Source organism: Bradyrhizobium sp. URHD0069 (assembly GCF_000701345.1).
GTDB lineage: Bacteria > Pseudomonadota > Alphaproteobacteria > Rhizobiales > Xanthobacteraceae > Bradyrhizobium.
Window position 1 is genome coordinate 86,462 of record NZ_KL370775.1, and the last position, 19,487, is coordinate 105,948.

Consider the following 19,487-nt stretch of genomic DNA (forward strand, 5'->3'; position numbering starts at 1 on the left):
TTGCACTGAGCGAGAGTTCCGCCGTCAAGATCACAGGAGTTTAGCTTGGCTGGCTCTGCGCCCGCGCGGAGGTCAGGGGGCGACGACGATCCGGGCTTCCACCTTGGTGACGTCCGATGCCGACCACGCCACGCGTTCGGCTTCGTGGCGCTCGAACCAGGTGCGCACGGTGCCACTCAGAAACACCTCGCTGCCATTGGTCTCGGACAAGGACGCCATTGGCTTCTGCCTCAGCGTTGCGCTTGAGCGCTTCCTGTCCTTTCTTCCGGACCTCGGTAGGCTCAGCGCGGGGCTTGACGGCGATGATGTCTGATACGCCTTTCACACCCCTGACACGACGCACGGCGTTCCCGGCGGGGGCGGCTACTCATGATGCTCTGGCACGATTTTCGAGCGCCAGGATCGCCGTTTTGCAGTGGTCAGCGTAGCAATTTTGATCGCAGTAGGAAAGCCGCGTACCGATTTCTCGCAGATAGCTCGCCGCGATTGGCTCACAGCACAGCACACAGAAAGATTGCGGGCAGGGCGTCCTGCCATTCACCAACACGAATCTCATGTCGCGCCCCCCAATGCGAAGCAGAACACGGTATCGGAGACATTGGGCGGGGGAGCGCACAGGTGGTTTCTGCCGTCGGGATTGTCCCTATTGTGCTCTACCTTCTGAGGTGGGACAAGAATGTACTTCCCGTCTTCTCTGCGTTTTGCGTAGATGCTGCCGTCCACGTATTTGACTTCGGTCGGGTAGCAATCCGCCTTGTTGCAACAGCTAAGGGCAGGATTGTCGGGCATGTGCCATGTTGAATAAAATCTTTCGTGCAGGAGCTGGTCCTGCGGAGGATGGTGGCGAAGCGCAGCGTGATCTTCTCCACCTTCTTGCGCTTGGACTGGCATTGCCAACAGGCAACAAAGACAGCTCCATAAGAGGAGTTTTCTTAGAAGGTTCAATGCGCGGCCTCCTTGTTCCGAAATCCTGAACGGCGAGAAATTTCCGCGTGATTCTCGCTGCAGTTGTTGTCAGGCGACTTGAAGTCGGCGTAACCATCTCCGGTCGCCGTCCTGGCGGGCCTTAAAGCGATCAGCACACTTCTTTGAACAGAGAGCAGTTCGCCAGAAGTAGTACCGGATGAGACCAAATTTTCCGTCACAGATGGCGCATCGCGTGGCTGCGCCATTCCGAAAATATTGGGGACTGTTGCGCATTTTCGTCTCCTGTGGACCTCGCGTGGGTATTGGTTGGTGAGTATCCTTTGCTCGCCGTCGCACTTCGCGCACGCATGACGTGCGGCTTCGGGGTCGTAGTGGCCTGTCAAGTCTTGCGGCGTATATGGACACCGCGCGCAGAGTTTGACTCTCATGTGCCGCCTCCCAGGGCGAAGCAGCGGAGCTCTTCGCCGTCATAAGTGTGGTTTGCCGGCAGGGCACACATGTGATTCCGACCGTCGGGATTATCGCGGTTGCGCTCAATCTCGTTGGCCGGGATCGTGGACATCTTGCCACCTGCAATCGGCTTTTCCAGATTAGCATTGAGACTAAAGCGATTGAGATTGATGGCTCAATTGTACGTAGGTAAGCGTCCGATATCGAAAGGGATCAGGGGAGTCATACGGAGGTTTGTGGTATTTTCGTTTCACGTCCCATCTCTCTGGACGTTAGCGGCGCGCTTCTGCGCAACTGGACTGTACCTTGGTGGCAATCTCGCTCGCGATAGGCAATCTCGCTTGGTGGAACCGCCTGCATAAGCCGCGCTGAGGGGGCAATCGAATTGCCGATTCTCCTCCGAAATGCTCTAATCTTGTCCGTCAGAAAGACCGGGGACGCTCTGCGAATGGCGCGTAACCAGCTCACGAATTTCGAGAATTTGGCCGCGCAATTTTTTTTCGGCAGCCTTGCGCTGGCATTTTTGACCTGGGCTCTTTTTCGGCTTGGCGTCGACCTCGCCTCGACCGCGTTCGCCTATTTGATTGTTGTCGTGCTGTTCTCACTGATGGGCAGCATCGCTGCATCGGCGCTGCTTGCTGTCATGTCTGTTGCAAGCCTGGTGTACTTTTTTGCTCCGCTAACTTTCGATTTCCGGATCGACAATCCGCAACATATCATGGTGGCGGTCGCCTCCTTGCTTACCTCGTTGATCGTGATGCTCTTGATCCGAAGTTACCGCCAGCGAATGGAATCAGCACTTCAGGCCGAAGCCAACCTCCGGCGTGGCGAGGCCTATTTACGCGATAGCGAGAGGCAATGGAGAGAGTTCTTCGAAGACAACCCGATTATGTATTTCATAGTCGATGGAACCGGCACGGTCCTGTCGGTCAACACCTTTGGCGCTAAGAAACTCGGCTATTCAGCCACCGACGTGGTTGGTCAATCCGTACTGAACGTCGTCTACGAAGAAGACCGGGACGTCGCCCGGAGAAATGTGGGCCTTTGCCTAGAAACTATCGGCCAAACCCACACCTGGGAAATCCGAAAGGTTTGCAAGGACGGCTCAGTGCTCTGGGTTCGTGAAAACGCCAAAGCCTTACGGCGGTTGGACGACCAGTTGATCATCTTGGTTGCGTGCGAGGACATCACCGAGCGCAAGCACACCGAAAATGCTCTGCGCCAAAGCGAAGCGCATTTGGCCGAGGCGCAGCGATTGAGCCTCACCGGTAGTTTCGGCTGGCGCATCGCCACCGGCGAGGTCACCTGGTCGTCGGAAACCTTTAGGATCTTTGGATATGACGAGGCGTCCTCTGTCACCATTGATATGGTTGTTGAACGCACCCATCCGGAAGATCGCGCTGCCGTGCAAAAGACCATCGATCGCGCGTCCAGGGACGGAAAGGATTTCGACCATGAATATCGATTGCTGATGCCGGATGGCTCAGTAAAGTATGTCCATGCCGTGGCTCGCGCTGCCAAAGATGCGCCTGACAGCATCGAATTTGTTGGGGCGGTAACGGATGTTACGGTTGCAAAGGAGGCGGAACGGAAACTACGACGTAGCGAGGCCTATTTGGCCGAGGCCCAGCGTTTGAGTCGCACAAGCAGTTGGGTCTGGGATGTGAGCCGTCGAGAGTTTGTGTACCGTTCGGCCGCAGTATACGATCTGTTTGGGTTTGATCCGGAAAAGGGCGCTGTGCCGCTGAAAGCCCTCCGGGACCATATTGTCCCCGAAGATGGGGTCCGCAATGTCGAAGCGGCGTCCCGGGCTATCCGAGAGAACGCGGACTTCGAAGTTGATTTTCGAGTAGCGATTCCAGATGGATCGATAAAGCGCGTACATTGCGTAGGGCACCCTGTCGTCAGTAGCGACGGCGAGGTGGTCGAATTAATCGGTACGCATATCGACGTCACCGAGCAGCACGAAGCAAAGGAGAAGCTGCAAAAGGCCTTTGACGAAATCAAGAAATCCGAAGATCATCTTCGACTCGTCATCGATACAATCCCGACGCTGGTCTGGCGCGCCGGACCGGAAGGGATCCCCGACTTCCTTAATCAGCCGGCCCTCGACTATACCGGCCTCTCATTGGACCAAGCCGAAACTGGCTGGCCTCGCGCCTTTCATCCTGACGACAAGATGGGCATGTTGCAAAAGTGGAGCGCAATACGGGAGTCCGCTATACGAGGCGGGCTTGAAGCTCGGCTCCGGCGCTTCGATGGCGAATATCGCTGGTTTTTGTTCGAAGCCGAGCCGATGCGCGACGAGGCTGGCAACATTGTCAAATGGTATGGGTCGGCTACCGATATCGAGGACCGCAAGCAGACCGAGGTAGCGCTTCGCGAGAGCGAGCAGCGCTTTCGCGATTATGCCGAAACGGGCTCCGACTGGCTCTGGGAAACCGGACCAGACCACCGGATCACCCGCATATCGGAGCCCCTCAATGCTGCTGGCATCGTGCCCTCTAGCGCAATTGGCTCGGCTCGCTGGGATATTGCAACTGACGTCGAATCAGAACCCGAAAAATGGCGATTGCATCGGGCGATGCTCGACGCACATCGGCCATTTCGCGATTTTGTGTACCGCGCCGCGAGCGGCACTGGATCTCCGGTATACGTCAGATCAAGCGGCAAGCCGATTTATGACGCTAACGGCAATTTCCTCGGCTATCGGGGCACCGGCACCGATATTACCGCGACAATCCGCGCTGATCACGCCGAACAGGCGCTACGCAAGACGCAGGCGGAACTCGCACACGTAACGCGCGTGACGACGCTGGGCGAGCTGGCAGCCTCGATCGCCCACGAAGTAAACCAGCCGCTCGCCGGCGTCGTCGCCAACGCCGAGGCCTGTTTGCGCTGGCTCGACCGCGGAAATCCCGACCTGGATGCAGCGCGCCGCTCGGTGGAATGGATCATCGATGACGGCAATCGCGCGGGTGAGGTGATCCGGCGCGTCCGGGCGCTCGTCAACCAGACCAGCCATGAGAAGGTACCGCTCGACGTCAATGACGTCGTGAGGGAGACTATCCCGTTGGTGCAGCGTGAGTTGATCAGCCATCGGGTGTCGTTGCGAACGGAATTGGCACCCGCTCTACCCATGATCCTGGGTGATCGGGTCCAACTGCAGCAGGTGATCATCAACCTGGTGATGAATGGTATGGAAGCGATGCAATCGGTCACGGATCGGCCGCGCGAACTGGTGATCCGATCAGGCCAGGACGAGACACAAGTGCTCGTGAGTGTGACTGATTGCGGAAACGGGATCCCTACCGAGAACGCGGCCCGGCTGTTCGACGCCTTCTTCAGCACCAAATCCAGCGGCTTGGGCATGGGACTTTCCATCTGCCGTTCGATCGTGGAAGCTCACGGGGGACGACTGTCAGCTTCCGGCAATGAGGGGCCGGGTGCGACGTTTCAATTCGACCTGCCCTTGCATCAAGAGGATGAGTCGTGATCGAGCGCCCCAAATCACCGCGTGAATCCGCGAGCGCCAGGCAGCCGATTGTCTTCGTTATCGACGACGACGCATCGATGCGCAGGGCGTTGAGCAATCTTTTTCAGTCCGTGGGATTGGAGGTTGAGGTGTTCGGTTCGGCCCGCGAAATGTTGCAAAGTAAACTTCCCGATGTTGCGAGCTGCCTGGTCCTCGACATCAGGTTGCCAGGATTGAGCGGCCTGGACTTTCAAACCGAACTAGCTAAGGCAAACATTCACATTCCAATAATCTTCATGACTGGACATGGCGATATTCCAATGACCGTCAAGGCCATGAAGGGCGGAGCGGTCGATTTCCTGACCAAACCGTTTCGCGATCAAGACATGCTGGATGCTGTGGTAACGGCGATTGAACGAGATCGGAATAGGCGCGAAGCTGAGAAGATCGTCGCGAACTTGCAGGCGCTTTTTGAGACGCTGACCCCCCGCGAGCGGGAGATTCTGGCTTTGGTCGCTTCCGGCCTCATGAACAAACAGATAGCAGCCGAGATTGGCCTCGCTGAGATTACCGTGAAGATCCACCGGGGACACATTATGAAAAAAATGGGCGCTAGGTCCTTGGCCGATTTGGTGAGAAAGGCCGAAACGCTGGGGATCGGCCGTGCGAAGTCCTAGCGCGAGCAAACCTAAGTATGATTTCACAATCCTAATTGGCGGCCCACTTTCCGAGCGGGCAGCTGTGCTGCGGCAGGCGCTTTGTGCCCGCGTCAGGAAGGACCGTCTTGTCAACGCTAACCGTTATTTCCGTCATTGACGATGATGCATCCGTCCGCGCTGCGACGAACAATCTTCTGAGGTCGCATGGGTACACTGTCCATACATTCGCGTCGGCCGAGGAGTTCTTGCAGTCGGCCCACCTGAATGACACGTCGTGTGTGATTGCGGATGTGCAGATGTCGGTTATGAGCGGCTTGGATCTGCTAACGGCTTTGCGCACCCAGGGTTACGCTGCACCGTTTATTTTCATCACGGCCTTCCCCGATGAGAGCGTCCGCGCCCGAGCGCTGAAGGCTGGAGCCATTGGCTTCCTCGCCAAACCCTTCGCCGGACCCACTTTGATCAACTGCCTGCACACTGCCCTGGAAGGTCATCACGGGGGAGCCGGCAACTGAGCCGGTGAGCGTCGGCGCTATCACGTACGCCGCCTGCGATGGCCTTTTTCGAATGCCATCGTGTTTGGAGCGAGTTCTCCCGCAGCTAAACCAAGGTATGGGGCGCCGAAACCAACACGTCATTCGAATCAACCTCGGTAGGATCGAGCCGTTGGCCCTGATCAGACTAAGCTGCCATTGGGAGCCGGGCCTGGAATGCGCCGGGCGAGTATCAGCCAAGCGTCAAACGCCAGGGGTGGAACCTATGTTGACGAAGTCATGGCCCTTTCGTCGAAGCCTCGCAGATATTCACCAGAATAAGCAGAAACGTTGAACGCCTCCGTAGTCCTTCGCGGAGTAGTCTATGCAACTACCTGAGTTGATGCGCTCATCCACGCTGCGCTGGACCTTCTTGGTGGCCGTTATATTTGCGGCCTTCATCGTTGCGTTGCTCGGGTTTGTCTACTTGAAAACGAAAGCGGACCTGACGACGCGATCCGACAGTGTGATCGCCTCGCAAATGGACGTCTTCGCGGAATTGTCGCCGGAGCGGAGGCTGGAGGCGATCAATGAGGATCTGAAGCAGGATCCGGCTCGCGTTCAGCTCGCGGGATGGTTTGACTCAAACCGTCGCAGAATAGCGGGTAACCTGGAACGTCTGCCGCCCGATCTTGAGATCGATAATGCGGTACAGAGCGCCGTGGTCGACAGGGTGGACGATAGTGGTCGGAAGAAACAGGCGGTCCGCCTGATCGCGCGAAGTTTGCCGAACGGCGATCTGCTGGTGATCGGACGAAATGTCGACGAAGTCGAGGAGATCGCACACGTCGTTGGTCGGGCGCTCGCGCTTGGTCTGATTCCCGGTGTGCTTCTTTGCCTTGTGGTCGGTGTGCTGTTGAGCGCTCGTGCCCGAAAGCGTATTGAAGAGGTCAACGAGCGGGTTCAGCGCATCGTCGCCGGCAACCTGCGTGAACGACTCCCGCATCGGAACACCGACGATCCCTTCTCCAGCCTTTCGATGATAGTCAATGGCATGCTCGACGAGATGGAAACTCTCATCCACTCCCTTGCAGGCGTCGGCAATGATATAGCGCATGACCTGCGGACGCCGCTCACCCGTGCGCGGCTGATGCTTGAACGCGGTCGCACCAACGCCAGGACACTGGAGGAGCTACAGATGGTTGCAGACAAGACGATAGACGGACTCGATCAATTGCTATCGATCATCACTGCCATCTTGCGGCTTGCGGAAATCGAGAATAGTCAGCGATCAGCCGGCTTTGGCAAAGTCGCCCTTGCGAATATCGTACGCGAAGTAGGCGATATGTACGAACCGATCGCGGAAGACAAAGGTATCGCTCTGCACATTGACTCGCCGTACGAATTAAGCGTGCACGGCGACCGCGACTTGCTGATCGAGGCGGTCGCCAACCTCGTCGACAACGCTGTCAAATTTACGCCGGCCGGCGGGCGGGTGGAAATTGGATTGCTTCGCGGCAAGGGCGAAAACATCGTGCGCGTGAAAGATACAGGTTCTGGCATAAGCGAACACGAACGCGACGCCGTCTTAAGGCGTTTCTACCGTTCGAACAATGTAAGACACACATCAGGCTTTGGTCTTGGCCTGAACCTGGTAGCGGCGATTGTAAAACTGCATGGCTTCCGATTCACAATCGTCCCGGGCTCAGGGTGCGTGGTTGAGATCGCATGCCCCTACGCACTCCGGAGTTAAGCAAAGTGGTCCCAGTGCGATTGAAATTTAGGAGTCGCATGCCGGCGACAAATTCAGAGACCTTAAGAAATTGCCGAAGGTCCCGGGACGGCTACAGGGCTTGGCCGGTTCTGCTGGTTTAGAACGATCCGCAGCTTGATTGCCCTTGCGATCGGCGGTCTTGCTCTTCTTGCTGGGGATGGTTTGCTTGGTTTGTTTGGACTTTTTGGCTGATGACGAAAAGGCATTCGGATCGCGCCAGTGCCGGCTGATGATCTTGGGTTCAATCGGCGGCGTAGACGGACTGACGACCGGAACGGCTGGCTCGGTAGGCTGCGATGCCGGTTGGGGCAGTCTTTCCTGACGCGCGTAGGCAATCTCAAGCCGATCGGCCTTGGTTAGCGTATCTTGAGCCGAGCCAATACCAACGGTCGCTTGATCTGCCGACCGCTCTGCAACGATAGCCTCGGCCGGCGTCCTCAGAGCCTTGCCGGTGGCCACGGCGCTGACGACCGCTAGACATACAGTCGCAAGCCAGACTGTCCTGATCATTTTCTGTCCTAGACCGGTAACCGCCGCGTAGCGTCAGCATGGATTCGGGCGCTTAAAGGGCAGGTTGACCCTCGAAATGAGGATTCTCATACAAATCGTCGGCTAAAGTTAACAAGACTATTGGTTCAGCGCATGAGCCGGAAGCCGCACGATCACACGTTTTCGAGCAAGCGCAAGGTACGACGGTAGTTAGTTGGGCTTCGCATAACGAGCTGCCAAAGAACGTCCGCTGTCTAGGGAAAGGCAGACTCTGGCCCGCGAACCCGGGTGTGCTCAACCTGTGTTCGGACGGACGTGCTCATTTCTTGACGCAGAGTTCGCTGACGGACGCTATCGACGTTGGGTGGGCTGCCACCCATTTTTCGCGTTCCGCGATTTCTGCATAGTACCTGGCCATCCTCAGCAAGCGTTGATGCGTTCTGGGGTCCTCTTCGTGGTCGGCATGTTCGGCTAGTTCGGAAGCGCGTCGGATAAGGTCTGATGGATCAATCATGCTTGCCTACCTCGCGGCGAGTGACCGTTGCTTCCTGCTCGCATCTGACGTAGCGCGCTCTATTTAATCAAGCTGCCGTTGTGAGACGGACGTCCACTAAGACTCCCGCCAGCGCCTGTACCAGGTGTTCGATATGAGCGCCCGTGTGATACGGCGCGTGATGCGCAGCCGTTCGGTGTCGCGGGGTCTTGCGCGGGGTTGGCGATCCATGATCGCGAACGTTACTTCGACGTTTTGTTCGCCTCCCTCTCGGTGCTCACATCTCTCTCCATTTCGAGGCATGTCAGGAATTCGACATAGCTGGGCGTGCCGTCCATGCTGGTTACTTTGTTGCACTGGGCTTTAGCGCTCGGACCAAATTGTATCCATTCCGTTTGGAGTTGGTCGCGCGCTTGCGTCTCATCGGCCGCGCACCTTTTTTGCATCTCGTTCGTGCCGCCTTCGCCCTGGCACTCCCGCGCAATATCGAATTTCGGTACGGCGTCCGCGATAGCCATGGGATGCAGGGAAGTCAGGATAATGATCGGTATGTGGATCAGCATGTTGTTCTCCAGGCTGCGTGACGTAATCCAGGCTCATTCGCGCCGCACAAGACAGATCGACTTGCATTCAACAGCCCCGGCAGATGTTTCCAATCATTCGATCAAGGGCCGCGTCTTTCGGATCGGGTTTGAGCGAGATGTTCGGCGAAGCGTTATTGTCCGACCTTGGTTGTTGATGTGGTGGAAGAGGCGCGCCTCCGACGAGACGTGTATCTGGGGTCAGTGAAGGTGGGACGGTCGGATTTGCTGGGGCCATCAAGCCACCTGCACCATGACCGTGCATGCCGCCGCGCGCATAACCGGTAGAGAGCCCGGCCAATACAAATATTGCGGTCATTATGATGAGTTTTCTCATCTTGTCCTCGTTAGATGACCGGCATCGAAAAGGTTGCAACACGCGTTCGGCGGCCGCGCAGCCGATCAGACACGTCAGCGTGATGCGGCGCTTCCTGCACTGCGCGGATAATCCTCGCCGTCAAGTCTTCAATCGTAAGAAGATCTGCTGACGTCGTGCGCACTCCGCACGCTACAATTTGGATATAGGGAGACCGCAGCGTGAACGAGATCAAATCCGCGATACCGAGGCCGAAATTGAGCGGTCCACTGCTCTGTTCGTCCGCGGCCGGCCGCATCTGGCCATGATCTCCGCAAGTAACGTATCGATCAGCGCGCGGCGCCTATCCGGCTGGAGATGGCAATTCCTTCCGAATATTAATGCGACAGCCAAGTGGCAGAAGCGTTCAAATACTGCGATCCAATAAGCTTGAGGGAACCGGGACCACTCAAGTATCGCCGGCGCGGCTTCTGAAAGCGGCAAAGTCCCGCAAGCGGCAACCGGCCAAAGCGAAGTGCCGGTATCCATCGCCGGAAGGCGGCGCGGGGGAGAAGGACAAGAATCCGGACGATCCACGGTCCGGCTTGAACGCCGCAATTCAAGGCGCAGCTACAAAAACCTCAATTGGTAAGGGGTGATCGATCACATAGCTGCCGAAATTTGGATTGTGACCGTCCGGCTGGGTACATTGGTCTGCTCCCGTCGCGCGCGCCAACAGCGTATAGCGGCCCGGTTGCGCCGGCGTGATCCAATCGTATTTCCAGCGGCGCCATGCGTGTCGGCATATCGGGTCGAGAAAATTGCCTTGAACCCACGAGACGCCGCCATCGAGGCTGATCCAGATCTCGGTGACATCGGTGTCCCCAGCCCAGGCTGCACCGAAAATGGTGCAGGGGCGATCGGGTTCGAGCCTCTCGTACACACGGGGGCGTGCGATCTGCGACTTCAGTTTCATCTCCGCGAGCGGCCGGCGCACAGGTGTACCCTCGGAGTCGTCCCAATAGCCGTAGTCGGACGTCTGCCAGTAGCCCTGGAAGGGTTGTGTGGTCGCAACGACGTTGGTCAGCCACTTTACCGACGCCATGCCGTAATGCCCCGGCACGATGGCACGCAGTGGATAGCCATGATCAGGCGTCAAATCTCGCCCGTTCATCTGGTAGGCGATCAGCACATTGGACTCCATCGCCTTCGTCCTCGGAATGCTACGGACATAGGAGATTGGACCCGGCGGCTTCGGCTCCTCCTTTGGTATACCGCGATCAGCGCCCTCCAACACGATTTCGCACACGTCATCGGCCAGTCCCGCGCTTTCCAGCAGCACGGAAAGCGGAACACCAGTCCATTCGGCATTGCCGACCGCACCCAGTTCCCATTGAGCGCCTGGCGCTGGCGGAACCAGGAATACCCGGCCGTTGCCGGCGCATTCCAATGTGGCGACGCATGTCCTCGAAGGCATGGCGCGGATATCCGCGTAGCTCAGCCCTAATTCCCGCTGCACCGCGCCACCTATCGACAGCCGATGGGTGACAGGATCCAGCTCCGGCGTGGGGAAATGACTGCGTATGTAGAACAGCTCGGCCGGTGTGATAAAATCGCCGAGCTGATCGAATGGCATTTCGAGATTATTCGGGTCTTTTTGCCGAATAATCAGGCCAACGGGGTGCACAGCTGTGCCGGACCAATTTTCGGTTCTTGTATCCACGGGTTCTCCTCCTGTCGCGATTCGGACTGGGTCAAAGCATTGCGAGATAGATGCAGAAAATCACCACGGCGATCGCGAGTGCCGCCGAAAGTAGTGACGTCGCGCGGGACTGCGGGATCTGGATAACCTCATCGCGATCAATCGCACGGCGCGTGCGCTCAAAGCCGACGCTGCTTCGTGCGATGATGACGATTTCAATCGCCACCATTGCCAGCCCCGCATAATGCGCCGCGATCCCTACGAACGCGCCGGCGTCTTTTACAGGAAGGCGGGGTAGGCTCCCGCCCACCGCATCAACAAGGACGTTCAGCTCGATGAGAAAAAAACCGAATGCGACCACGGGCAAGCCGGTGCCTATCCAGGCAAGAAAGGCTCGCTTGTTCGCCGCGTGATCGGTGTAGTTAGCGATCATTGGATCTCTCCTCCCACCACGATCATGGAGTGCCGCGCCGACCAAATCGACTAAAAAGAGATTCATTCTTGCTGTCCGCTTCAAATCGCTTTCGATGCTTGCGTTGCATTATGCAGATATGGAGTTTGCAACTGATGCAGTACTCAGAACGAGGCCCGGTGAGGACGTTACTTAACTACCTCATGGACGTCCGGCCGCTGCCAGCGCATGCCCGCAACGATAGGGAGTATTGCGGGCACGAGGAAACGCGGCCGTATCCGGCAGAAAAATGCTGATAATCAATAGCAGTAAAGCGTGACGCGACACAACGCGATCGCTGGGCACGTTGCGCTTTTCATGCGAGTGCAAGATACTCAGCGAGCGTCCAGAACCTGGGCAACTTCGTAGAGATGGGGATCGATTTGATCGGTCAGATCGTCAAACTTACCCCAAGCCTTGCGAAAGTCCGGCGATTGGTGGGCGGACTGTAGGAGTTCGCGGTTTTGCCATTGGATGTAGTTGATGATGCGCCGACCGTCGAGGCTTCGATGAAGGCTGATTGAGACAAAGCCCGGCTGGCGCGCCATGAAACGTGCTCGCTCTGCCATCAGTGATAGTGCCTCATTCTGCTTTTCCGGCTCTGCCTCAATGACAGTGATCTGCGTAACCATCTGATTGGCTGTCTGAATGTGGGGCATGGAGTCACTCCTTTCTTAAAGTCCGCGCTGCAACGTAGCGGCGCGGAACGCTTCCTGGCGTTTCCGTGTCTGAAGTCCCCGTGCTCATCGATCGATCTCACCGAACACGATGTCGAGCGATCCGATGATGGCGGAAACGTCGGCCAGCATGTGGCCGCGCGTCAAAAAGTCCATCGCCGAAAGATGCGCGAACGAGGGGGCCCGGATCTTGCACTTGTAGGGCCGGTTGGTCCCGTCGGAGACGAGATAGACGCCGAATTCCCCTTTTGGCGCCTCGACAGCGGCATAGACCTCACCGGCCGGAACGCGGTGGCCTTCGGTGTACAGCTTGAAGTGTTCGATGAGTGCTTCCATCGAACGCTTCATTTCACCGCGTCGCGGCGGAACAATCTTGTGATTTCTGGTGGCTACCGGCCCCTGTCCTTCGGCCTGCCGAAGTTTTTCGATGCATTGTTTCATGATGCGCACCGACTGACGCATCTCCTCCATGCGCACGAGGTAGCGATCGTAACAGTCGCCGTGCTTGCCAACGGGGATGTCGAAATCAAACTCGGGGTAGCACTCGTAGGGCTGCGCTTTGCGCAGGTCCCACGCCGCGCCGGAGCCGCGCACCATGACGCCCGAAAATCCCCATGCCCATGCATCGGCGAGCGTGACCACGCCGATATCGACGTTGCGCTGTTTGAAAATGCGATTGTCGGTCAACAAGCCTTCAAGGTCGTCGCACACCTTCAAGAAGGGATCGCAGAACGCCTGGATATCGTCCAGCAGTCCGGGCGGCAGATCCTGGTGCACGCCGCCGACACGAAAGTAATTGGCATGCATGCGTGCGCCCGAGGCGCGCTCATAGAATACCATGAGCTTTTCCCGCTCTTCAAAGCCCCATAGCGGCGGCGTCAGGGCGCCAACATCCATCGCCTGGGTGGTAACGTTGAGCAGGTGGGAAAGAAGCCTCCCGATCTCGCAATAGAGCACGCGGATGAGTTGGCCTCGTCGGGGGACCGCGATCCCAAGCAGCTTTTCGGTCGCTAGACAGAACGAATGTTCCTGGTTCATCGGCGCGACATAGTCGAGCCGGTCGAAGTATGGCAGCGCCTGCAGGTAGGTCTTATGCTCGATCAGCTTTTCGGTGCCGCGATGAAGCAGGCCGATATGAGGATCGACGCGCCGGACCACCTCACCGTCGAGTTCCAGGACGAGGCGCAACACCCCGTGTGCCGCTGGGTGCTGCGGTCCAAAATTGATCGTAAAGTTGCGGAGCGCAGCTTCGACCATTTGGGCCTCTTCCGCTTTGCTGGAGCCTGAACGCTTGGTAACCTGTCCTGTTCCGCGAATGCGCCGACCAATGACGTTTTTGTGCCCGTCCAGGACCAAGGACGGGGAGGAATATGCCGGCGTGGAATTCTTCGCTGGCGAGGCAATCATGGATTGGCGGCGGGGTGAGAAATAGGGCCGTTCTCGTGAACAAGGCCATAGCGGAAGTCGCGGAGTGTCACCCGGTCGGGATTAAATTGCGCCGGATTCGCCGAGGATATCTCGACATGCCAATGACCCCGGGTGGGTGTGGAAAGACAACAAATCCGGACGTCCAACGGAACGCCTTAGCGGAGCGTTCCGAAGCGTACGTTCCTACACAGGACTCTATCGACAGTGGTCCGAAGCAAGCCGTCGCCAGATTTGGAAATCCACAACGGCTTTCTCCGATATTGGCCTAAAAAGCCGCCCGCCCGGGTCCGGGAAAAGCCCGTCAGATGTCAGCGGCCTGGTGCCGTGCGGCAGCTTTGCGCACCTCAGGCCTTTCGCCGATCGGGCTTGCAGGCAATTGCAGTACGATCGCCCTTTGCCCGGCGGTGAGGTTAGTGACAAGAACGATTGCACCGTTTGAGAATTCCAACGCGTCGTGATGTTGCGACGGCTTGTCGAGGTCTATTTGGCGAAATCGTGCCAGTCGATCTCCGATTTTTTTACGAAAGAACATGCCGTCAGTTTGAACATCGTTCTCGAATGCGATCTCGGTCCCTGGACGAAGGCAGACCGCGACGTTCGGATTGTCCGGACTCGCAAATCCCCGAGTCCCCGTAGACTGGAATTTGGTCGAAACCAATGTCTCCGCTACCTCAGCGGGACGATTTGCGACCGCATGCAAGCTGTAATCGCACATGGATACCCTCCCATAAATCGCCACCCAGCCAACAATGAACCCTTGCCGACCTATTTAGTTGCGATACCGTCGAAAAAAGCCGCCTACGTGCCGCGGCGCGTCGGTCGAAATCCGCGCTGCTGGCATCGAGCAAGCCGGGCGCATCAAATCGAATTGGCAATGTGCTCGCCGCCCATTGAATATGCACTCAGTGAATACGCACAACGAAGCAGCGCGATTCATCGCCAATTGTTGTCGGCTGATCGACTTGAGCATCGGCAGTGGCCGGCGCGCCACAAATTCACCGAGCGGACCATAGCTCGTTGTCGTTCGGAAAGCGCTTCGCAATCGGCAGCCGCATGCGACATGCCAACGGCTGCCATCTCTCATGGCCTCAAAGTAAGCTACGGATCTAGTAGCCGGTGCCGCTCGAGTTGTTGAAGTCCCGGCAAACCCATCTCGCGGGAGGGCAGCGGGCGTGTATCTCGGGATCACCGAGTGCCGGCATCGTTGCCAACGGTAACCAGCCTCAGGCGAGGGACGATACCGCTTACCTCAAAGCAGGCGGCAGGACGTCTCTCAGTGGAACCACCGCAAGTTCCCGTCCATCGCCGCTGGTGATCACGATGCAATCCGGCAAATCGTCCCTTCCGGCTTTAACGCACTCGCTCACAACCTCTCGTGCCGCACGAAGTGCTTCGATTCGTGCCTCTTCAAGGCTGGGCAAATCCACGCCCTCGAAGTCATGCGCCGTTTTGTCACCGGTTTGATAGTTGAAGAAATATCTGGCCATCCAACTCACCTTGACAGGCTAAGTATTCAAAGAGCGTGTTGGAAATACGCCATTGAAGATCAGGTTCCTCTTCGCGTGATTTATCTTCCTTATGTGCGGTTGCGGACGGACCTTTCAGTAGAATTATGTCTACCATCCGACTTACGAGTGGTGTCGTCAGCCGTCGGTGACGAGCAAAGCGCTCCCGCCTTGATGGAAGGGTGCGTTTGATGCTGAGCTGTTTTAGTCTCTTCATTTTCCTTGGGCGACCTGTCGATTCTCAAGCCGCATCTTCGCAACCTACATCTCACGCAAAAGACAGTTCTCTTCGATCAGGCAGATCGAGTGGAGTCCGTATACTTTCCGTTGCAGTCGGTTATTTCGCTGGTCGAAATTTCATGTGCATTGGACGGCAAAGTCTCGCCAAGGAGGGCGGTGGTTTAGATATCCGGTGATGCCTGGTCTGCCGTGCAGGTGCTTTCAAGCGCACGGCCATGCGGAGCGAAACCCTGCTATCCAGGCTGATGAGCCATGAGCAGACGGTATACGCCCAAGCCCAGCAAACAGCCGCTTGCCATTCACGCAAGAGTTTCTTGCGAACTTGCTGGGCGTGCGGCGCACAAGTGTGACAGCCCTGGAACAGTCCCCACAGCGAGCCGGACTGATCAATACTCGCGCGGCATGATTCAGATTCTGGATGTCGAAGGACTGAGAGAAGCAGCTTGCGAGTGCTATGATGCTATCAAATCCCAGCACGCCAGACTTCTTGGTGCTGTCGCAACCGGGCCAAGCGGAGACCCGCTGCCGAGACAAACCTGACGCCCAGTCTATCCGACCGCGTCATGAAGCCGCTACAGCGCCCATGCGCAGCAAGATGATCGATCAAGCTTTTGCTATGGTTCCGCACTGATGCCGGCGAATGTTGGTTCGGGTCCCAAACGCACATTGGCGTTGGCACGAGAGCTGCCCGCTCTCTTGGGCCCCTCCCGCTTGGGTTGCGGCGGTCTGGCGCCGGATTTGACGACAGCAAATGCGCCAACCAGGCGTTTCCGATTGCCGCAATTCATAATTGGCTTCCATAGCGGTCAGCTTTTGCATACGCTTTGAGTCGGCAGCCGCACTGCAGCAGCGGCTGCCATCAGTCGCGAACGCCCAAAATCCCAACAAGGGATGGGTATCACAGGAGGGGACGCCATGAAGCGAAGATCCGTACTCGCCGGGCTGGGTGCAACAGCGGCCGCTGGCGTGATTGGCATGCCATCGGTCGTCAGGGCACAGGGGACCATCACGCTGAACGGTGCCGTGCAGTTCAACGACGATCACGCCTTCACCAAGGCGCTCGTCAGGTTCGAAGAGCTGGTCCAAAAATACTACGGCAAACCCGTCAATTTTAAGCTGCACAAGAACTCGTCGCTCGGTCTCGAGAAGCAGTATTTCGAGTACATGTCGCAGGGCAAGGCAGTCGATTACGGCATCGTCTCTCCGGCCCATATGTCGACCTTCGCCAAGGCGGCTCCGTTCATCGATGCCCCGTTTGTGTTCAAGGGCATCGACCACATGAACAAGGTCGTCCAGCAGAACATTCTGGCGCCAATCGCCGACGAAGTCGCAACCAAAGCCGAGGTGGTGCTGATCGGCTATGCGGGCGGCGGCATCCGCAACATCTTCGCCAACAAGCCGCTCAGAAGCCTGGCCGATATCAAGGGCCTCAAGGTGCGCGTGCAGGGCGCTCCGATCTGGTCGAAGACGTTTGCCGCCGCCGGCATGAGCCCGACGGTCATCGCCTATAATGAGGTCTACAACGCCATCCAGAATGGCGTGATCGCGGCCGGCGAGAACGAGGCGGCCGGCGTCGAGGCGATGAAGTTCTACGAAGTCGCGCCGCACCTCAGCCTGACGCAGCATGCGGTGTCGATCCGGCCGATATGCTTCTCGGTGAAAACACTCAAGACCTTGCCCAAGGAGTTGCAGGACGCAATCTTCAAGGCCGGCAAGGAGGCCGGCGATTTCGGCCGTCAACTCGAATCGAGTGAAGAAGTCATCAAGCTGGATGCACTGGAGAAGGCAGGCAAGCTCAAGCGCGTACCGTTTGAGGAGCGCGACGCCATGAAGAAGCTCGCTGATCCCGTGATCGCCTCATACGCCAAGGAAATCGGCGCTGAGGGCATCTTTGAAAAAATCAACGTCGCTTAACACTGCAACGTCGATGGACGAGATTTCGGGGCAGGCTCCGCTTGCCCGGTTGACGGCTATTATCCGCGCGGAGCCCCGATGACCGACATACCACTGCCATCCAACCCGTCGCTGTGGCGCCGAGTGACGGCCGCTTACGCCAAATTGCTGGAGATCCTGCTCGCGGTCTGCGTCGGCGTCCTGGTTATTCCCGTCACCCTCCAAGTCATCTCGCGTTACACCCCGTTCATCCCGTCTTACATCTGGACCGAGGAGATGGCACGTTTCCTGTTCGTGTGGACCATCATGATCGGCGCGATGATCGGCGTCAGGGAGGCGCAGCATTTTGAAGTCGACGTATGGCCAAACCTGTCGCGGCGGCCTGAGGCCGCGGTGCGGATCGTGGCGCGTCTTGGCGTGCTGGCGATGGCGCTGGTGTTTGTGTGGGCGGGTATCGAGTTCACGCGGTTTGCCTGGAATCGAACCTCGGAGCTGGCCGACCTGCCGCTTTGGCTCATTCACGTCGCATGGCCGGTAGCAGGCTTTACCTGGATCGTGTTCGCGGGCGAACAGATTTTCGATGAAGCGCGGATCTTGTTCGGGGTTAACCGATGAGCGGTGGCGTTCTTTCCCCGGGACAGGCGGCGCTGGTTTTGTTTGGTGCTTTCATCGCACTGCTGATCGTGCGCGTGCCGGTCGCTTTCGCGCTCGGGCTCGCATGCCTGCCGATCCTGCTGATCGAGCCGCATCTGTCGATGATGATGCTCGCGCAGGAAACCTTCAACGCCTATAATTCCTTCATCCTGCTGTCGGTGCCGTTCTTCCTGTTGACGGCGAACCTGATGAGCATCGGTGGCATCACGGACCGGCTGGTTGCGCTTTCCCGCTCGATGGTAGGGCATTGGCCGGGATCGCTGGCGCAGATCAATGTCGTGCTTTCGGTGTTCTTCGCCGGTATCTCGGGTTCCTCGACGGCGGACGCGGCAAGCCAATCGAAAATCTTCATCGATGCTCAAACCAAGGAGGGTTACGACCTCTCGTTCTCCATTGCCATTACGGCGGTGTCGGCGGTGCTTGCGGTCATTATCCCGCCCTCGATTCTGATGATCGTGTGGGGCGGGCTGATCTCGACATCGATCGCCGCCATGTATCTGGCGGGCATCGTGCCCGGATTGCTGATCGCCGGCGCGCAGATGCTGACGGTGCACGTCTATGCGGTCCGCCGCGGCTATCCGACCTATCCAAAATCAAACTGGGTAGAGATGCGCTGCGCGATCTGGCGCTCGCTGCCAGCGCTGATGACGCCGTTCATCATCGTCGGCGGCATCCTGCTCGGCTGGTTTACCGCGACCGAGTCCGCTTGCGTCGCGGTGCTCTATTCTGTTGCGTTGTCCGCCTTCTTCTACCGCGAAACGGGCCGGAAGGAGCTGTACAGAGCCTTGCTCGACACCGGGCGCCTGGCCGGGGTCGCGCTGTTCTGCGTCGGCACCGCAAGCGCATTCGGCTGGTTGTTGGCCTACTACAAGATTCCAGAGGCACTCTTGGCCAATGTCTCGACCTGGGGCATGGGGCCGATCGCGGCGGGCTTCTTCATCGCGTTCTGCTTTTTGGTCGTCGGCTGCTTCCTCGACGCCATTCCGGCGATCGTGATTGTTGGCACCGTGCTCGAGCCGCTGGCGAGAGCGGTCGATCTTCATCCCGTGCAATTCGCGATCATCTCGATCGTCTCGCTGGCGTTCGGACTAGTGACGCCGCCGTACGGGTTGTGTCTCATGATCGCGTGCTCGATCGCCGGCGTGCGGCTGCGTTTTGCGCTCAAGGACACGATCGTCATGTTGGTGCCGATGTTGATCGTGCTGGCGGCGGTCATCATCTGGCCGAACGTGTCACTTTTCCTGCCGCGCCTGATCGTTCCGGAGATGTTGAAATAGCTGCAACGCGCTGCATTCAGATACGCTGTTCTAAGCAAGGCGCA

18 protein-coding genes are annotated in these 19,487 nt (G+C 57.8%); 9 read left to right on the plus strand and 9 right to left on the minus strand.

All coding sequences use genetic code 11. The features are described from left to right. Positions 1-72: 72 nt before the first annotated feature. Positions 73-219 carry a BON domain-containing protein gene (locus N554_RS39235; RefSeq protein WP_081851515.1) on the minus strand — a complete coding sequence of 49 codons (147 nt, stop codon included), beginning with the start codon at positions 217-219 and terminating at the stop codon, positions 73-75. A gap of 575 nt (positions 220-794) precedes the next feature. On the opposite strand from N554_RS39235, the gene N554_RS40615 reads away from it, so the two are divergent. The 5 genes from N554_RS40615 to N554_RS0131010 all read left to right on the plus strand — a co-directional run bounded on the left by N554_RS40615 (position 795) and on the right by N554_RS0131010 (position 7,737). Continuing rightward, a complete protein-coding gene (locus N554_RS40615) occupies positions 795-974 on the plus strand; it encodes a hypothetical protein (RefSeq protein ID WP_156042213.1) in 180 nt (59 codons plus the stop codon). An 851-nt stretch (positions 975-1,825) separates the two neighbouring features. Continuing rightward, entirely contained in the window at positions 1,826-4,873 is a 3,048-nt protein-coding gene (locus N554_RS36850) for a PAS domain S-box protein (protein ID WP_051677817.1), read from the plus strand. Further along, positions 4,870-5,529 (plus strand): response regulator transcription factor, encoded by a 660-nt coding sequence (locus N554_RS0131000; protein ID WP_029586982.1) that lies wholly within the window; start codon positions 4,870-4,872, stop codon positions 5,527-5,529. The genes N554_RS36850 and N554_RS0131000 overlap by 4 nt, the downstream gene beginning before the upstream one ends. A 107-nt stretch (positions 5,530-5,636) precedes the next feature. Beyond that, the gene (locus N554_RS0131005) at positions 5,637-6,026 is read left to right on the plus strand and encodes a response regulator transcription factor (RefSeq protein ID WP_029586983.1); all 390 of its coding nucleotides are present in this window, start codon (positions 5,637-5,639) and stop codon (positions 6,024-6,026) included. 484 nt (positions 6,027-6,510) lie between these two features. Further along, positions 6,511-7,737, plus strand: a complete 1,227-nt coding sequence (locus N554_RS0131010) for a sensor histidine kinase (RefSeq protein ID WP_245283768.1) — start codon at positions 6,511-6,513, stop codon at positions 7,735-7,737. Positions 7,738-7,764: 27 nt separating this feature from the next. On the opposite strand, the gene N554_RS37675 is transcribed toward N554_RS0131010, so the two are convergent. The 8 genes from N554_RS37675 to N554_RS0131055 all read right to left on the minus strand — a co-directional run bounded on the left by N554_RS37675 (position 7,765) and on the right by N554_RS0131055 (position 15,361). After that, a complete protein-coding gene (locus N554_RS37675; protein WP_029586985.1) occupies positions 7,765-8,217 on the minus strand; it encodes a hypothetical protein in 453 nt (150 codons plus the stop codon). Positions 8,218-8,982: 765 nt separating this feature from the next. Continuing rightward, complete coding sequence (locus N554_RS0131020) at positions 8,983-9,303, minus strand: hypothetical protein (protein WP_029586986.1); 321 nt, start codon at positions 9,301-9,303, stop codon at positions 8,983-8,985. A gap of 932 nt (positions 9,304-10,235) precedes the next feature. Continuing rightward, entirely contained in the window at positions 10,236-11,339 is a 1,104-nt protein-coding gene (locus N554_RS0131030; RefSeq protein WP_197033819.1) for a sulfite oxidase, read from the minus strand. Positions 11,340-11,370: 31 nt separating this feature from the next. Further along, positions 11,371-11,751, minus strand: a complete 381-nt coding sequence (locus tag N554_RS0131035) for a YidH family protein (protein WP_029586989.1) — start codon at positions 11,749-11,751, stop codon at positions 11,371-11,373. Between the two features lie 353 nt (positions 11,752-12,104). After that, complete coding sequence (locus N554_RS0131040) at positions 12,105-12,428, minus strand: antibiotic biosynthesis monooxygenase family protein (RefSeq protein ID WP_029586990.1); 324 nt, start codon at positions 12,426-12,428, stop codon at positions 12,105-12,107. 84 nt (positions 12,429-12,512) lie between these two features. Continuing rightward, positions 12,513-13,703, minus strand: a complete 1,191-nt coding sequence (locus N554_RS0131045) for an NADH-quinone oxidoreductase subunit D (protein ID WP_029586991.1) — start codon at positions 13,701-13,703, stop codon at positions 12,513-12,515. Positions 13,704-14,175: 472 nt separating this feature from the next. Continuing rightward, positions 14,176-14,589 carry a hypothetical protein gene (locus N554_RS0131050; protein ID WP_029586992.1) on the minus strand — a complete coding sequence of 138 codons (414 nt, stop codon included), beginning with the start codon at positions 14,587-14,589 and terminating at the stop codon, positions 14,176-14,178. Between the two features lie 529 nt (positions 14,590-15,118). Continuing rightward, the gene (locus tag N554_RS0131055; RefSeq protein ID WP_029586993.1) at positions 15,119-15,361 is read right to left on the minus strand and encodes a DUF6894 family protein; all 243 of its coding nucleotides are present in this window, start codon (positions 15,359-15,361) and stop codon (positions 15,119-15,121) included. 589 nt (positions 15,362-15,950) lie between these two features. Between N554_RS0131055 and N554_RS42525 the strand changes: the two genes are divergently transcribed. The 4 genes from N554_RS42525 to N554_RS0131070 all read left to right on the plus strand — a co-directional run bounded on the left by N554_RS42525 (position 15,951) and on the right by N554_RS0131070 (position 19,443). Then, entirely contained in the window at positions 15,951-16,025 is a 75-nt protein-coding gene (locus N554_RS42525; RefSeq protein WP_245283782.1) for a hypothetical protein, read from the plus strand. Positions 16,026-16,534: 509 nt separating this feature from the next. Beyond that, a complete protein-coding gene (locus N554_RS0131060) occupies positions 16,535-17,533 on the plus strand; it encodes a TRAP transporter substrate-binding protein (RefSeq protein WP_029586994.1) in 999 nt (332 codons plus the stop codon). 78 nt (positions 17,534-17,611) lie between these two features. Beyond that, the gene (locus N554_RS0131065) at positions 17,612-18,127 is read left to right on the plus strand and encodes a TRAP transporter small permease (protein ID WP_029586995.1); all 516 of its coding nucleotides are present in this window, start codon (positions 17,612-17,614) and stop codon (positions 18,125-18,127) included. After that, positions 18,124-19,443 carry a TRAP transporter large permease gene (locus N554_RS0131070; protein ID WP_029586996.1) on the plus strand — a complete coding sequence of 440 codons (1,320 nt, stop codon included), beginning with the start codon at positions 18,124-18,126 and terminating at the stop codon, positions 19,441-19,443. The genes N554_RS0131065 and N554_RS0131070 overlap by 4 nt, the downstream gene beginning before the upstream one ends. Positions 19,444-19,487: the final 44 nt, after the last annotated feature.

Bases quoted from the DNA above. Each gene is read 5' to 3' on its own strand.
- N554_RS40615 (WP_156042213.1), top strand. From the start codon at position 795: ATGTTGAATAAAATCTTTCGTGCAGGAGCTGGTCCTGCGGAGGATGGT.
- N554_RS0131035 (WP_029586989.1), bottom strand. From the start codon at position 11,751: ATGATCGCTAACTACACCGATCACGCGGCGAACAAGCGAGCCTTTCTT.
- N554_RS0131045 (WP_029586991.1), bottom strand. From the start codon at position 13,703: ATGGTCGAAGCTGCGCTCCGCAACTTTACGATCAATTTTGGACCGCAG.
- N554_RS0131040 (WP_029586990.1), bottom strand. From the start codon at position 12,428: ATGCCCCACATTCAGACAGCCAATCAGATGGTTACGCAGATCACTGTC.
- N554_RS0131050 (WP_029586992.1), bottom strand. From the start codon at position 14,589: ATGTGCGATTACAGCTTGCATGCGGTCGCAAATCGTCCCGCTGAGGTA.
- N554_RS0131055 (WP_029586993.1), bottom strand. From the start codon at position 15,361: ATGGCCAGATATTTCTTCAACTATCAAACCGGTGACAAAACGGCGCAT.
- N554_RS0131060 (WP_029586994.1), top strand. From the start codon at position 16,535: ATGAAGCGAAGATCCGTACTCGCCGGGCTGGGTGCAACAGCGGCCGCT.
- N554_RS39235 (WP_081851515.1), bottom strand. From the start codon at position 219: ATGGCGTCCTTGTCCGAGACCAATGGCAGCGAGGTGTTTCTGAGTGGC.
- N554_RS0131020 (WP_029586986.1), bottom strand. From the start codon at position 9,303: ATGCTGATCCACATACCGATCATTATCCTGACTTCCCTGCATCCCATG.
- N554_RS0131070 (WP_029586996.1), top strand. From the start codon at position 18,124: ATGAGCGGTGGCGTTCTTTCCCCGGGACAGGCGGCGCTGGTTTTGTTT.
- N554_RS36850 (WP_051677817.1), top strand. From the start codon at position 1,826: ATGGCGCGTAACCAGCTCACGAATTTCGAGAATTTGGCCGCGCAATTT.
- N554_RS0131065 (WP_029586995.1), top strand. From the start codon at position 17,612: ATGACCGACATACCACTGCCATCCAACCCGTCGCTGTGGCGCCGAGTG.